Consider the following 15,016-nt stretch of genomic DNA (forward strand, 5'->3'; position numbering starts at 1 on the left):
CTCAGTCGGCCGGGCGTGACATGCGTTCGTGCAACTGACCAAGGATCAGGGGCCACGCTTCATTGTGCAGGTCACGGGAAGCCGTATCTGCAAACCCGGCGTGGGTCAGCTTGATGAACGTACCCACCTCATGCGGCACTAGCTCGATCGTCAGCAGCGTTTCGGCTCCGCGGGTACCGCTGGCACCCGTAATCCAGGTCATTTCCACACGGTGGGGCTCCTCAATGCTCAGGAAACGGCCGTAATGCGGGTGGCGGATGCCTCCGTAAAATGTTTCAAAATAAAAAGGACAGTTAGGCTCAGGCTTGCCCAGCAGAGAGCCGGGGGCTGCAAACCAGAGATCAAATTCGGTTGTCCACGCCCGGAAAACCTTTATAACAGGCAATGCAAGCAGTTTCTCTACCTTCAAACTCAGCGGTCGCAGGGTAAGGTCCGGGGGACATATAACAGCAGTTTTTGACTCCATCGTATTGGGTTAAAAATTTGGGTGGAAGCTATTCAAATAATGATGCTAATGCAAAGAAGCGCCCGGCTTTTGGCATTGTGACGAACCGGTTGCAAATTTGCTGCCTTCCAAAAGCCTTTTCCCGGCATCATGTATGGTCTTGAAACTTCACCGTGGCCTTGTCGCCGCCGTAGCAGATGCACTCCAAAGCATTTTTGTACAAAACCGCCAGGCCGACCGCGTGGTGGAACAACTGCTGAAATCCAATAAAAAATGGGGTGCCCGCGACCGCGCGTTCCTGGCGGAGCACGTGTATGACATCGTGCGCTGGTGGCGGCTCATTAAGTATGTCAGTGAAAAAGAGCACGTCAGCGATCAGCCTGGATTCTGGGAAATCGTAGGAGCCTGGCTGATTATCAAACCCCTGCATCTGCAAAATGCCGAAGCAAACCAGCTGCCGGACTGGTCTGAATGGATGTACCTCCGGCAGGATGTTGTGCTTGCAAGGTACCAGGATGCATTGGCAATCAGGAAAATAGCCGGTTCCGTGCCTGACTGGCTCGACGAGGTTTGCAGCCGGGAGCTGGGCGACGCCTGGGATGACGAGCTGGCCGCATTGAACCGCCCTGCACTGCCGGTACTTCGCGCCAATACCCTGAAAACAACACGCGACCAGCTTGCTGATCTGCTCGGCCATGAGCAGGTAGAGCTTTTGCCCGGATTGCCGGATGCATTGGTCCTGAAAAAACGACAGAATGTGCAGCAACTCGAATCATATCAGCAGGGACTTTTTGAAGTGCAGGACGCGGGCTCTCAGCTTATCGCTCCTTACCTGGACATTCAGCCGGGCATGAGCGTGATCGATGCCTGTGCCGGGGCAGGAGGGAAAACACTCCATATCGGCGCATTGCTCCGTCAAACCGGATCCGTACTTTCCATGGACGTGGAACCGTTCAAGCTGGCCGAGCTGACGAAGCGTGCCGCACGGAGCGGGATGACGAATGTAGAAACCATCGTGATCCAGGGGCTCGATTCGATTAAAAATCTGGCAGGTACAGCGGACCGGCTCCTGCTCGATGTGCCCTGCTCGGGCCTGGGCGTGCTCAGGCGTAATCCTGATTCCAAATGGAAGCTGAAACCCGCATTTCTAGACCAGATCCGTAAGATTCAATGGGATATACTCAGCAACTATGCTGCGATGGTGAAAAAAGGAGGTAAGATGGTGTATGCCACATGCAGTATTTTACCGTCCGAGTCCGAGGAGCAGGTTCAACGTTTTCTCAAATCCTTCCCCGATGAATGGACATTGATCTCGGAGCAAAGGACTTCTCCTGCCCGCGATGGTTTTGACGGTTTCTATATGGCGCTGATGCAGCGCAAGTGATCCTTAAAGCCATACAGCGAAGTACCAAACCCATGCAATCAGGAAAAGCTGCATGGGTATGCGAAACCAGAGATATGCAGCTCCCGGCCCCTCCAAGGTACCTTTCTGGTAATCGACCTTATGCAAGGCGGCGTGAATGTTTGCAGGCAGTATCAGTATAAAGAACACGATCAGGAAGATTCCGGCAGTGTATCTGTACGATGGAAAGAGCAGCGCCAATCCTGCCAGTATCTCCATGATGCCCGTTACAAATACCAGCGCCCGGCGGAATGGAATAAAGCGCGGGATCATCATTTCCATTCCTTTTGCAAACTTAAAATGCCCTATCGCCGTAAACAGCAGCATCACACACATGGCAATATTGCCAGCCTGGGCATAAGTCCATTCACCCCAAGCGAGCCTTCCGCCCGCAAGTGCGATGAAGAATGTGACGATAAGAACAACCAGTACAGCCATCAGTTCTCAGTGTTGGGGTAGAATTTACCTGATTGATTTGAATTGGATTGAAATCTGCGGGTGTTGTCAGGAGGCACATTTTTTTGATAGTGTATGTAAAACATCAACAAAACTATGGACTTCCTGACCAACGATCCGTTTTACACTTTTGTCAACGAAATGCCTGATCAACCCGACCACCAGTCGCCGGTACCCAGTTATCCTGATAAACCAGGTCAGACCGGACCTATGAATCCAAAGCCGCACATTCCCGGTACGGATGCACCCGAAGTAAGCACCGGCAGCCGCATTGATGAAGATTTACCTGCGGAAGATACCGACGAAAACGCCCCGGGCGACAAGGATAGCGAGCCTGCCTGAGGGTAGTATTAATTTCTTAAAGTTTATACTTGTCGGACTCTCTACTTTTTTGTCCCGGCAAGCCATTTTATTCCGTCAAGAATAAATTTATTCTGCACTTCATTCCGGAAAGTGAACGACAGCTCCTTATTGGTGCCATGTTCGTAATCCATGTCATTGTGCCCCATATTCATGTAAATCATCTTATACTTCCGGTTTGTCCAGGCCACGGGATAGTACCCGTGATGCCAGATCTCATGCTGCTTGGGGCCTGTTCCCAGCGGAAAGCTGGCGGGATCAATGGATAGCAGGATGCTGATATCGGGGTTTGCTTTCAGATCTTTCTCCCAGCGGTACCATTCATTGGGTGACGCCTTAAAGGTAGGCGGTAAGCCTTTTACGGCCGGATTATCCTTATTTTCCACTTTCAGGATTGCGGATGTCGGCCGCCAGGTGTTGCTTCCATACTGTCCCGCACCAATGAACACATTGTGGTACCAATCCCAGTTTTGCGGGTAAGCCGACGGCGTGAGGGCGAAAGCCGCAAAGTGAAATCCCATCCACGCACCCCCGTTTTTCATGTATTGCTTAAATGCAGCGCGCTGTTCTTCTTTTTCAGGCCGGGTATCCAGGAAAAGTACTACCTGGTAGCGGCTTAGAAAAGCTGTATTGAGGTTATTCCAGTTGCTGGTGGTATCGTAGGTAAACCCATTTTCCGCTGCCACTGAGGGAAACCATCGGTTTGCTTCCCGCACAAAGCTCACGTGAGCCTGATCATTTTTCCCGGTAAAGAATGCAATGATGTGAAAAGGCGCGGCGTACGTACCGTAATGCACAAAAACAAGGAAAAGAAAAGCAATGACATGGGCCCGGCGCATCTTTGACATGGTAGGATCAGGATTGAAGTTGGCGTAAAAAGAGCGGAAAGTTCAAATATATGGGAAATATGCGTATGCTGCCTGCCAGGCATTCTTTACCAGACCTGCTCCGAAAAACGGGCATTCTGCGTTTCTTTGCTGGCAGAATCAAAGTAGCAGACCATGAATCAGTACGACCTGATCGCACAGCAGGCAGGAATTTCAGCAAAGCAGGCCGCAAGTACCATTCGATTGTTTGAAGAAGGCGCTACGGTGCCATTTATCGCCAGATACCGGAAGGAAGCAACGAGTGGCCTCGACGAAGTGCAGATTAGTGCTGTGCGAGACGCCTGGCAGCGCCAGCAGGAGGTAGATAAACGCCGCGCGGCCATCCTGAAAAACATAGAAGAACAGGGAAAACTTACGGCCGACCTCAAAGCCAGGCTTGAAAAAAGCTTCACGCTGACGGAGCTGGAAGACATTTACCTTCCCTACAAACAAAAACGAAAAACGCGGGCTACTGCTGCCATCGAAAAAGGACTGGAACCTTTGGCTCAAGTGATTTTCTCCGGAAAAGAGAACGATCCCGCGCAGAAAGCTCTCACATACCTCAATGACCAGGTACCGGATGCCCATGCCGCCTTGCAGGGAGCAAGGGATATCATGGCCGAGTGGATCAGTGAAAACGCCGATGCCCGGTCCCGGATGAGGCATTATTTTCAGCGTACGGGAATGATCAGCTCCAAAGTAAAAAAGAAAAAAGAGGAGGAGGCGGCCAAGTACCGCGATTATTTCGACTTTTCAGAGCAGCTTTCCCGCATTCCGTCCCACCGTTTGCTTGCAATCCGCAGGGGAGAGGAAGAAGGATTTTTGTCGGTCGACATTTCCCCTGATGAGGAACAGGCACTGGAATCGCTGGACAGGCTGTTTGTGAAAGGAAGTTCGGGCAGTCGTGAACAGATTCAGCTGGCCGTGACCGATAGCTATAAGCGCCTGCTGAAACCCTCCATTGAAAACGAATTTGCGCAGCTATCCAAAGAAAAAGCGGATATAGCGGCCATACAGGTATTCACAGAAAACCTGAGGCAGCTGCTGCTAGCCTCGCCGCTGGGACAAAAGCGAGTGCTCGCGATCGATCCCGGCTACCGCACAGGTTGTAAAGTAACCGTGCTGAATGAGCAGGGAAACCTCGTAGCGGACCAGGTGATTTATCCGTTTGACAAACCCGTGGAAGCCTCCCGCCAGGTAGCTGCCCTGCTCGACAAATACAGCATTGAAGCCGTAGCAGTCGGGAATGGGACAGCCGGCCGGGAGACCGAAGATTTTGTACAAAATGTACTTGGTCAGCTGAAAAAGGCTGACGTTGTTGATCTGTTTTTGGTGAGTGAGCAGGGTGCTTCCATTTACTCGGCGTCGGACGTGGCGCGGGAGGAATTTCCGGACAAGGATGTTACGGTACGCGGCTCGGTGTCCATCGGGCGGCGCCTGATGGATCCCCTGGCCGAGCTCGTCAAGATCGATCCGAAATCGATCGGAGTAGGTCAGTACCAGCACGATGTTGACCAGAATGCATTGCGAAATGCTTTGGATGTAGCCGTACAAAGCTGCGTAAACTCCGTAGGCGTAAATCTCAACACGGCCAGCAAGCACTTACTGAGGTACATTTCAGGCCTGGGACCGGCATTGGCGCAGAATATTGTTGATTTCAGGGCACAAAACGGCAACTTCAAATCACGGCAGCAATTATTGAAAGTACCCCGGCTCGGATCGAAAGCCTACGAGCAGGCAGCGGGGTTTTTACGCATTGAAAATGGTACTAATCCACTCGATAACAGTGCCGTACATCCTGAAAGATATGAGCTGGTGGAAAAAATGGCCCGCGATGCAAAAGCGACGGTAGGCGACCTCATGCAAAAACCCGATCTCCGCCGGCAGATCAAGCCGGAGCATTATGTGACGGAAGCAGTAGGGTTGCCGACGCTGAAAGATATTTTGCAGGAACTTGAAAAACCTTCACGCGATCCGCGCGCGCAGATAAAAAGGTTTGAGTTCGACAGCTCAGTACGCAAGCCCGAAGACCTCAAACCTGGAATGTTACTGCAGGGCATCGTCACCAACATCACCGCCTTTGGAGCCTTCGTGGATATTGGGGTGAAACAGGATGGGCTCGTTCACGTATCCCAGCTCGCCGACCAGTTTGTGCGGGACCCGAATGAAGTGGTGAAGCTGCGGCAGGAAGTTACGGTAAGAGTCACCGAAGTTGATCTGGCACGAAAGCGGATTGCATTGAGCATGAAGTCGGCTTAACAAAAAAGGCATTGCCGCTATGGCAATGCCTTTTTCATTTATAGTACGTGCTTGTGCTCTTCTTCCAGGATGTGTTTGATGTGGTGACCGACCTTCATCCAGTTTCCTTCGGCATTGATCACGTCTTCATCTGTTTCCAGGTTGTCCTGGGTAATTGTCAGCGTAGATACGCCGTCGTATTCGTCAATGTGGTAGGTTACGTGCATATAGTTGTCTTCATAATCCTCTGTACCAAACAGCGGACTCCAGAATGTAAAGCTGAGCACCCTTTCCGGAATGATTTCCAGGATCGTACCCTTGTCTGTGTAGGGAGTACCTTCCCAAACGCCTGTGAAGGTAATAGGGCTGCCGACCCGCCAGTCCGAACGAACAATGGCGCCGTGCATATACTCCTGTACCATTTCAGGATCTATCAAAGCTTTCCATACTGCCGATTTTTTGGCGTGGATGGATATGGTAGTGGTTGCAACAAGTTTTCGGTTCATGACTCTTGTTTTTTGTTTTTAGTAAAATCAAAGAAAATCATGCCAAATCAAGCATTAGCAGGTACGCTGGCGTGAATCTTTGGATGTTTACATAAACGTAAAACAATTCATGCAGGAGCTGTATTTTACTCAGATGTTGCCCATCACCCTGGATCAGGCGTGGTCATTCTTTTCAAGTCCGGTCAATCTTAAGGAAATTACGCCTGCGCACATGGGGTTTGTGGTCAAATCATTGCACCATGGCGAAAGCATGTACCCCGGGCAGATCATCCGTTACACCATCCGCCCCGTACTGGGCATACCCATGGAATGGGTCACCGAAATTACCCATGTGGCCGACAAGCAGTACTTTGTTGACGAGCAACGATTCGGACCCTATGCATTCTGGCATCACCAGCACCGGTTTACGGAAGTGCCCGGCGGCGTGCTTATGGAAGATATCCTCCACTACAAGGTACCCCTTGGTTTTTTGGGTAAGATCGTGGATGCAGTGTACGTGAAGAATGAGGTGCTCGGGATTTTCAGATACCGGCACGAGATCCTCAAAAAGCGCTTTCCAGCCTAGAAGTTATACTGGACGCGGCAGGTAAAAACGTCGTCGGGTGCATCACCTTCATAGCCCTGAAGAGCAGTTTTCTCGTTGCGCACGAAGTCGTAGTAGAACAGGAATTTGAGTGATTCGTTGGCGGTATATACATATCCCATACCCACGGTGTCGTAGCGGAGATCTGCCCTGGTAAAGCCATCCGTAGCATTCAGCTGCCTGCCTTTAACGCGGGTATTGGGATCATACCAGTCGTATTTGAGGACAAAGAGGTGGTCTTTGCTTCCCAGGTTCTGCAGGAAATAAAAGTAGCCGCCATCAAAGTTGCGGATGTAAAGCGGATCCTTCACATTGCCGCTGCCAGGGTATGTGCCGGGCGTCTCGCTCGAATTCAGCGTGGCGGTCTGCCTGCCGCGGATGTACTCAGCCCTGAACTCTGTTTCTCCCTTGCGGTTCGGAAACGAAATTTGTACATCAGCACCTGCGTACCTTCTGGGCGCGGTCTTTCCCAGGTTACTGACCGACGAGTCGCGCTGCATGGTGTACTCGCCACGGTTAGCGCGCGTCCGGTACAGTACATTACCCTGGCTGGTAATCCCGCCCCAGTATCCCGACACTGCTGCCGAAATGTTCATGCCGCCCGCTTTGGCAACCTTGCCCGGCTTGATGCTCAGCCTTCCGATCACGTCTTTGTGGCTGTCGTAATCCACCGGTCCCGACAAACCCTGGCCGTTAAATACACCGATATCCAGTTTCAGTCGCTGGGTCCACAGCTGGTTCTGGCGGCTGGTAATAGTGCCCATCAAACCAATGTCCCGTTCGCTGCGCATGAGGATCTGCGACATGCGGCCACGTTCGGGCGACTCCCGGTTGGCCGACGAAAGGTTTACCTCATGCCCGAAGGGGCGGGCAAACATTCCTGTGGTCAGGGCGAAGATCTTGAACTTGTTTTCATAAATGCGGCCCCAGAAATCACGGATCGCCACGCCCCGCTCGGTACCGTCAAACTGAAACACAAAGTAGCTTGTCGGGTCGTTGTTTTTGTTTAAATGTGCATAGTCAACCCGGAGCCGGCCGCGGCGCAGCATGAAGCGGTTATTGACCATTGCTGAAAAATTTCCACCTGCGTAGGTCTCCGCGCCCTTGGCACTGATGAGCTGAAACTGCGGCTGAATGTACCCGCTGATCCGGACGCGGTTGTACCGTTCATAGATCGACAGCATTCCTTTTCCCATTTGATTGGTGGTATCAACAAGGTCCATCAGAAAGCGCTGTGCAAAGAGTTTTCCATGGAAGAACAAGCTGAAGAAAATCAGCAGGCAGGTAATGCGGAATTTCATTGAGTAAGAATTGGTGTCGTAAGCCGGGTTGCAAAGAACCTGAATTTCTGGCAAAGGGGTGGTAATATCAGCAGCTTTTCTTGCAGTTGGCGGCAAGGTCAGCGAAAGGACGCCGCACTGTGTCGAGCTTTTTTCAACATTTCAACAATGCTATCCAAGCATGAAAGCTGTCGAATTTAGTACGGAAAATGGTGTATGATCGGTATAATTATTCCGGTAAGAAGCTTAGGCTACTCTTTCATACATTTTAATTATATAGTACTTCTTAAAAGTATTAATAGATTGAAACGTATATTATGGTATAGATGTTTGACACATTTACTTTGGTAAGTAATATTCAGCGTTTAATACATACCTTAGTTTTAATTAGCAGTATACTTTTCATAACTTGATTTGTATAATGCTTACTATACGCTAAATACATTTAGTATGTACCTAGCATATAGTAAGCCAAGAAAGTAGTGTGTCAAATTCGTGCAAATACTGGCTTATTGTACATCTTTAAACCAAAAACACACCTGAATGCAACTGTACCTATTAATAAGCAACTGTAAAGCGCTCGCGTATGTGGTTTCCTTGTTCAATTTCGTCAACGATTGCCACGGCCAGATCTTCGGCTGAAATGACGCTGCGCTTGTGCTCGTCAAACACTGGCGTGTCCAGACTGGTGCGGTATGTACCCTTCCGGACGCCTGATGTACCCGGATGCATTTCAATAGCCGGACTCAAAAACGTCCATTCAAGTTCAGTTTCTTCTTTAAGGATATTCAGGTAGTCGCGGGCAGCAGTTGCACCTGATTTGTACTCTGCCGGGAATTGAGGAGTGTCCACCAGCTGAATGCCCGGCGCAATTTCCAGACTGCCTGCGCCACCCACAAACAAGAATCGCCTGACACCTGACCGCCTCACACCTTCCTGAATTGCCTGGGAACCATCTAGGAAATCTTCATACAAATTGGGATTACTCCATCCCGCATTGAAGGTACTCACTACCGCATCCGCACCGGCCACGGCAGCCGCCAGCTCGTCGGGATCGTTTACATCTGCCACCTTGGTTTCCACACCCGGTCCCCCGGCTTTCTGGGGATTGCGCGCGATTGCAATCACTTTGTGATCGCGTGAAATCAGTTCTTGTACCAGGTGCATACCCACAAAACCTGTCGCACCAATTACTGCTACTTTCATAATTTTCATTGTGATTAAATGACCGAAATACCGGATTCCACCGGGCACATGCCAGACGAAATTTCTGGCATGCCGGCAATCCGCCTCCTCATCAATGCTTACAAAAAAAGGAGGCCATCCCGCGACAGCCTCCCGTTTTGCTCAACTTTCTCAGTCATTATTTGCCCTGTCCGAATGCAGGATTGTTCTTGTCAAACCAGAGCCGCTGCGTACTCAGCGTTTGGGGTGTACGGTCATTGGGTGTAAATCCCTGCTCTTCCTGTGCCTGCCGCCAGTTGGCATTGTTGGTACCCAGGGGTGGTTCGTCCACCCAGAAGCGACGCGGTATGAGTTCATTGAACGGGTCGCGCGGATAGTAGGCGGAATTGTTCTTGGGATAACCTGTCCGCCGCACAAACGTGAATGCCTCAGTCGGCAGCCGCATGAAGTTGAGATACTGCTGAATGTAGATCCGTTCCAGATCATTGAGCCCATTGAACTTCACCATCGGGTGATTGAGGTAGGCGGCAACTTCGGCATCCGCATTTGTGCTGCTCAGACCGGTGGTCGAGAGCGCAGCAGCCGCGATGGCGTTCATCGTTTTTAGTGACGATGTGATTCCTTTTTTATACCATTCCTCTGCATCGTCACCCGTGCCGCCATAGCCTTTGGCAATCAGCTCGGCGATGTAAAAACAGGTTTCGGCGCTGGTCACCATGTAGTCGTAAAACGTTCCGGTACCCCCATTGCGGCGCGGTGCAAAGAAGTTTTTGTTGATCGTCGACATCACCACATACTTGTTGGTGCCCGCATTGAGTGGATTCTTATAGTACTGGGCTACATTCGGCTCGATGGTCCAGTCGGCAGGACCGCCCTGATACCGGATCAATGGGTCAGCGGCGCTGATAAACGAAGGCAGTGGCTGATTAAACTTTTTGAGGCTGTCGAGTGCAGCAGGCGTCAGGTCATTGGGGTTGAAATAAATGACAAGGCGCGGATCCTTCGTCGCTTTCAGAAATGTAATGATGGAGCGGGTTGCATACCGCGTACTCCGGTAGTCAATGTCCCCACCGATAGGACCATTGTCCGGGTCAATGTATGCAAACTGGTCCGCATCCTCCACGATAGCACCCGTCGCATTGTCCATTACTTCCCGGAAGATCGACTGCGTGCGGGTTTTATCCTGTCCCTCATACCGCAATGCAATGCGCAGTTTCAACGTGTTGGCCAGCTTGATCCACTTGGTCCAGTCGCTGTGGTAAAAGATGTCCGAGTTCCCATAAGTTTCCTGACCTTCGGAGTTGCCGCTGAGCACGCCGATCGCGTCGGTGAGTTCTGCGAGCCAGGTATCATACAACATCTTTTGCGGATCGTAACCGGGCAGGTAGTTCTGCTGCTCCCGCGCTTGTATCGCCTGTGAGTAGGGGATGGAGCCGTTCAGATCCGTAACGCGCAGCCCGTGCAAAGCCGACACCACGTAGGTCACCGCCCGCATTTTGGCGTAACGTTCCTTATCGGTTTTCAGGTCGATCTGCTTGCGGATCTCGATGAGGTTTGGCAGTATATTGTTGTAGTAGGCTCCGTACCGGGAATTGATGTTGGTTGACAGTTCGTAGGGATCCGTCGTAAGATGCTGCGAAAAGCGAAGCAGCTGTTCCAGGTTCTCCCAGATCCATTCGGTATTCTGGTACGATTCCAGACTGTTGAGCGAGTAGGTAAACAGGTACCTGGGATCGGGTGTGGTAACAATGCTGGGATCAGTGTTGATATCACCAAAATCACGCTCGCAGGAAGTAGCCAGGAGCATGGTGGCAGCCAAAGCCCGCACTGCCCAGCTTTTATATGTTCTGTTTTTCATTGGTAAAATCTTTTTGAGGTAAAAAACTGCATCAAACTGCTAGAATCCTGCACGGAGCGTCACACCCAGGGTACGCGTCATAGGCGGAATAAAACCGATTTCTTTCTGCACCGCCGTACTGTTAGAGTAATTGGAGGCTGGGTTGAAATGCAGCGGAAGGGTATTATACAGGTAGAACAGGTCACGCCCCACGAGGTTCACAGACAATGTATTGAGTTTGATCTTCTCACAAACCGACTGCGGTACCTGGAAGCCCAGGGACACCTGCCGAAGCGAAATCCACGAGTTTTCTGCAATCCAGTAATCGCCCACGGCCGTCGAAAAGGAACCATACCGGTAATTAAACTGAGGCAGGTGCGTAGGTTCCACCAGACCTTTGTCATACGCATCCTGAAACGTCATTCCGCCAACATCGGCTGAGCTGCCGTCGGCCTGGGTAATGGTTTGTCCGGCCGCAAACACCCCGTCCGGAATAATGCCGTCGTCGTAGGTTTTGTTGTCGTATTTGCTCGTCCACACAATTCCTCCGTGCCCGGCATCACGGCCTTTGAGTGAATTGGTGAATATGCCTGTGTGGGTGCCATACCGCAGGGAGGTAATGATCATATCGCCTCCGATCTTGGCATCAAACAGCACATTCAGCGACAATCTTTTATAGTTAAAAGTATTGTCCCACCCGCCTCTGAACTTTGCATTGATATCACCCACGTCCTTCCATTCATTGCTGCGTGCCGGGAAAGCAGCGCGCGCATCGCCCCGCCACGACAGGATCGCCTTGCCATTTCGCGGATCATTGGCAACACTGCCGTCGGACACAAACCGGCTTGCCGCAATGCGCGTGCGGATTACGCCGTAGGTACCACCCACTTTGGCATATGGAATAAGGTCATTCCCACCGCCCGATTCATCGGCCAGTGCATAGTACTCGCGATCGCCATAGAGCTCGACGATCTTGTTGCGGTTGCGGGAGAAATTAACTGTCGTGTTCCAGCTGAATGCACCTATCTTGACCGGCGTAGCATCCAGCGCAATCTCAATGCCCGTATTCTGGATATTACCCGCATTGATCAGGATGCTGTTCACACCCGTTTCCATGGCCGCCGAAATCGGGATGGGCTGGTTGCGGGAATTGTCGCGGTATACAGATAGGTCAATGCCCAGACGGTTGTTCAGCACTTTCAGTTCAAGCCCGATTTCCTTGGCAATTTTACGTAAAGGCTTGATGTTCTGCTGCAAGGTGGTACCCGAACTGTAAGTCGACATCGGCTGGTCGCCGAAGCCGCCTGCATTGGTGTACCCGCTGAATGAAAATCCGGGATTCAGTACAAAGGGATCAATGTCTCCGCCCAGGGCTGCAATGTTCCCCCGTAGCTTTCCATAACTGATCCAGGAAGGGAGCGAATTGTGGAAGGTCTGGGAAAATACCCACGACAGGCTCACAGAAGGATAGCTGTAAAAGTTATTACCGCTGCCATTGGAGTAGGTGAGGGCCGACGACCAGTCACTACGCCAGGTGGCTTGGAGGAAAACCTGGTCGCGCCAGCCAAAGTCAGCACTGGCGTAGAGTGATTTGTACGCTCTCCGGGTACGCACGCCGCCCCGCGAGATCTGTGACTGCACTGAGTTAGCCAGAAAGAAGTTACCCGGATAGGTGAGCCCTCCATTGGTTTCCGAGTAGTTGTACGACAAATTGTATTTCTGCGCTTCCCCGCCGAAGTAACCGCTGAAATCAATGTCTTTGGTGAGCTGCCTGTTAAAAATCGCAAGCCACTTCATAAAGCTGGTTTCCTTGGTTGAATGCCCCAGACCGTACCTTCCCCCGGTAAAGTTGGTTCCGGTACCCAGCTCCTTGCTTTCATTCCGGGTATACAGGTTATTGAAATTACCTTCGATCTGTAATTTCAGCCAGTCGGTCACGGTGGCGGTAAGTGCCAGTCGGCCACGTACCATCTGCTCCTTCTGCAGGTAGTCGTTTTCAAATATGTTGAACCAGTAATCGGCACCCGGCACGCGGTTGGGCTCGTTCACATCGCTCACATTCCGGAGTCCGCCATTGTATCCGATGTAATTTTCGCGCCGCATCCAGTACTTGGTATCGTAGTTGCGCGGGAAAGTCCAGATGTAGTTGTTGAGGTTGAGCTGAGGCGGGTTAGCACCTTCGGTTGTCGTATAGTCCGCGGTGACGTCCGCTACCAGAAATTTGTTCAGGTTCTGCGTAGCCCTCAGGTTGAATGCATTTTTCTGCATCGTATTCTTGAAGTTGATCCCGTCGGAATGCACGCGGTTGTACGAGAACCGGAAGGTGGAGCGCTCGTTTCCGCCGTCGATCGCCACATTGGTCAGACTGCCTTTTCCCGTTTGAAAAGCGTCCAGGTAATTGTTGGGATAGGCCTGGTAGGTGGTCATTTTTCCGTCGTAATCCACCACTTGCTGCCCTGCGAAGCGCGGGCCCCAGTTTTCCAGCTCCCGGTTCAGCTGGCGGTCGATGTATGGTTGTCCCTGGCTGTTGGTCGGAAATACTTTTGTTGTCCAGCTCTCGTCCGGTTTGTAATTCGGTTCGCGGGTATCTGTAAAAAACGCGCCTACGGTGCCTCCGCCGTATTCATTCTGGAAATCGGGCCCGCGGTAAGGCTTCTGCATATTGAAAGTCTGAGACACGCTTACGCCGATCCCTCTCCGCTGAGTACCCTTCTTGGTAGTGATCAGGATTACACCATTGATAGCTCTCGTACCGTACAATGCCGCCGCAGCAGATCCTTTCAGCACCGATACACTTTCAAAATCCTCCATGTTCAGGTTCTTCAGTGCATTACCGAAATCCCTGCCGCTGCCATCGTATACGTCATTGTCGAGGATCACACCATCCACCACGAAAATGGGCTGGTTATTGGTGCCGAGCGTAGAGTTGCCGCGGATGAGGATCTTGGTATTGCCCATCAGTCCGCCCGCACCCTGGTCGATCTGCACGCCGGGAATGCGCCCCTGCAATGCACCGATCGGGCTGAGTTCATTGGTGGCGGCCATCTTGCGGCCGTCAATCTCGGAAACGGAATAGCCCAGCTGCTTCTTCTCGCGGCGTACGCCCAATGCAGTTACAACCACCTCGTTCAGCTGCTGATCGTCTTCTTTCAGCACGACGTTGATCACGCTCCGGTTCTCGATCGGCACCTCTTGTTTTTCGAAGCCTACAAATGAAAAAACGAGCGTACCTCCGGTCGGGGCGGTGAGGGTGTACTCGCCGGCGGCATTGGAGGTAGTACCATTACTGGTACCTTTCACCACTACAGAAATGCCGACGAGTGCAGCATTGTCACTGGCCGAGGTAACATTTCCGGAAACTTTTACGGTTTGTGCAAGCACGGGGAAACTGCCGAGCAATGCCCATAGTACCGGCATGCACAGCTTTGCGCGCATCGGGTAGATTTTCTTCATGAAATAAAGGTTTAAAGGTTAAGAACGAACGCCTTAGCACTCCAATAAGCATTATCTCACAAAGCGGATGTTTACAAATATTTAACTTAGTTTAATTCTGAATTTAATGTTGAGGTTAGAAGTTGTGTGGGTTTGGAGGTAGTAGATGATTTAAAACCATTTAATATGTCTTTTACTATTTAAAAGTTTCATATGTATTGTGCATAATGTACTTAGTTTTCTTTAAAAAAGGTGAGTACTATATATACTATCAAAAAGTTACAGAATTATAAGGTTCAAGTGTCCACACTTGTCACCCTGAGCGGAGTCGAAGGGTACTCGCAACCATGTTTGCACTTTCACTCCGAACAGTGGCACCAATGCAAGCTTGGTCGGCAATAGCCCTTCCACTCCGCTCAGGGTGAC

Annotated in this window: 12 protein-coding genes; 4 read left to right on the forward strand and 8 right to left on the reverse strand. The window is 51.1% G+C overall.

All coding sequences use genetic code 11. The features are described from left to right. Nucleotide 1: 1 nt before the first annotated feature. Nucleotides 2–466 carry an SRPBCC family protein gene (locus HWI92_RS05575; protein ID WP_204661448.1) on the reverse strand — a complete coding sequence of 155 codons (465 nt, stop codon included), beginning with the start codon at nucleotides 464–466 and terminating at the stop codon, nucleotides 2–4. A 133-nt stretch (nucleotides 467–599) separates the two neighbouring features. On the opposite strand from HWI92_RS05575, the gene HWI92_RS05580 reads away from it, so the two are divergent. Next, on the forward strand, nucleotides 600–1,829 hold the full coding sequence (locus tag HWI92_RS05580; protein ID WP_310589516.1) for an RsmB/NOP family class I SAM-dependent RNA methyltransferase: 1,230 nt from the start codon (nucleotides 600–602) through the stop codon (nucleotides 1,827–1,829). Between the two features lie 3 nt (nucleotides 1,830–1,832). On the opposite strand, the gene HWI92_RS05585 is transcribed toward HWI92_RS05580, so the two are convergent. Next, a complete protein-coding gene (locus HWI92_RS05585; protein WP_204661450.1) occupies nucleotides 1,833–2,285 on the reverse strand; it encodes a DoxX family protein in 453 nt (150 codons plus the stop codon). 114 nt (nucleotides 2,286–2,399) lie between these two features. Between HWI92_RS05585 and HWI92_RS05590 the strand changes: the two genes are divergently transcribed. Beyond that, the gene (locus HWI92_RS05590) at nucleotides 2,400–2,645 is read left to right on the forward strand and encodes a hypothetical protein (protein ID WP_204661452.1); all 246 of its coding nucleotides are present in this window, start codon (nucleotides 2,400–2,402) and stop codon (nucleotides 2,643–2,645) included. A 41-nt stretch (nucleotides 2,646–2,686) separates the two neighbouring features. Here the strand turns inward: HWI92_RS05590 and HWI92_RS05595 are convergent, their stop codons facing one another. After that, nucleotides 2,687–3,511 (reverse strand): ThuA domain-containing protein, encoded by an 825-nt coding sequence (locus HWI92_RS05595; RefSeq protein ID WP_204661454.1) that lies wholly within the window; start codon nucleotides 3,509–3,511, stop codon nucleotides 2,687–2,689. Nucleotides 3,512–3,664: 153 nt separating this feature from the next. Here HWI92_RS05595 and HWI92_RS05600 point away from each other — a divergent pair, with 153 nt between their 5' ends. Then, a complete protein-coding gene (locus HWI92_RS05600) occupies nucleotides 3,665–5,788 on the forward strand; it encodes a Tex family protein (protein ID WP_204661456.1) in 2,124 nt (707 codons plus the stop codon). Between the two features lie 38 nt (nucleotides 5,789–5,826). Here HWI92_RS05600 and HWI92_RS05605 read toward each other — a convergent pair whose 3' ends face one another. Then, nucleotides 5,827–6,273 carry an SRPBCC domain-containing protein gene (locus tag HWI92_RS05605; RefSeq protein ID WP_204661458.1) on the reverse strand — a complete coding sequence of 149 codons (447 nt, stop codon included), beginning with the start codon at nucleotides 6,271–6,273 and terminating at the stop codon, nucleotides 5,827–5,829. 109 nt (nucleotides 6,274–6,382) lie between these two features. Between HWI92_RS05605 and HWI92_RS05610 the strand changes: the two genes are divergently transcribed. Next, entirely contained in the window at nucleotides 6,383–6,838 is a 456-nt protein-coding gene (locus HWI92_RS05610) for an SRPBCC family protein (protein ID WP_204661460.1), read from the forward strand. On the opposite strand, the gene HWI92_RS05615 is transcribed toward HWI92_RS05610, so the two are convergent. The 4 genes from HWI92_RS05615 to HWI92_RS05630 form a co-directional block, all read right to left on the reverse strand. Next, entirely contained in the window at nucleotides 6,835–8,157 is a 1,323-nt protein-coding gene (locus HWI92_RS05615) for a putative porin (protein WP_229248945.1), read from the reverse strand. The two genes, HWI92_RS05610 and HWI92_RS05615, sit on opposite strands and share 4 nt — an antisense overlap. Before the next feature lie 537 nt (nucleotides 8,158–8,694). Further along, complete coding sequence (locus tag HWI92_RS05620) at nucleotides 8,695–9,342, reverse strand: NAD(P)-dependent oxidoreductase (protein WP_204661462.1); 648 nt, start codon at nucleotides 9,340–9,342, stop codon at nucleotides 8,695–8,697. Nucleotides 9,343–9,499: 157 nt separating this feature from the next. Then, entirely contained in the window at nucleotides 9,500–11,179 is a 1,680-nt protein-coding gene (locus tag HWI92_RS05625; RefSeq protein WP_204661464.1) for a SusD/RagB family nutrient-binding outer membrane lipoprotein, read from the reverse strand. A 39-nt stretch (nucleotides 11,180–11,218) separates the two neighbouring features. Then, nucleotides 11,219–14,611, reverse strand: coding sequence for a SusC/RagA family TonB-linked outer membrane protein (locus HWI92_RS05630; RefSeq protein WP_204661466.1), 3,393 nt, complete (start codon nucleotides 14,609–14,611; stop codon nucleotides 11,219–11,221). Nucleotides 14,612–15,016 lie beyond the last annotated feature (405 nt).

The sequence above is a fragment of the Dyadobacter sandarakinus genome (assembly GCF_016894445.1).
GTDB lineage: Bacteria > Bacteroidota > Bacteroidia > Cytophagales > Spirosomataceae > Dyadobacter > Dyadobacter sandarakinus.